The organism is Paraburkholderia sp. SIMBA_027, from assembly GCF_046535315.1.
In the GTDB taxonomy this organism is placed as follows: Bacteria; Pseudomonadota; Gammaproteobacteria; order Burkholderiales; family Burkholderiaceae; genus Paraburkholderia; species Paraburkholderia tropica.
This window is the reverse complement of the sequence record NZ_JAWRWY010001340.1, coordinates 1-246: the sequence shown is the minus strand read 5'-3', so window position 1 is coordinate 246 and position 246 is coordinate 1. Positions and strand designations below refer to the sequence as shown.

1 pseudogene is annotated in these 246 nt (G+C 63.4%); it reads right to left on the bottom strand.

The features are described 5' to 3' along the window. A pseudogene (locus SB764_RS43530) lies at positions 1–245 on the bottom strand (MFS transporter); the annotation flags it as partial. Position 246 lies beyond the last annotated feature (1 nt).

Sequence of the window (246 nt, the reverse complement as noted above, 5' to 3'; positions counted from 1 at the left end):
ACCAGCTGCCAGACATCTCCTGCCATGCCCATCAGCGAAATGGCGATCGTCATGCCAAGGCTGGCGCGCTCCAGCATCAGCTTGCGCCCATAGATATCGCCGAGCCTGCCCCAGAGCGGCGCGACGAACGCGGCGGCAAAGAAGGTCGCGCCATAGTCGATACCCGACCACTGAACGATCGCCGCATGATCGCGGACGCCGAGCTCCTCGACATAGAGCGGCAGGAAGGGAAGTAGCAGCGCCATC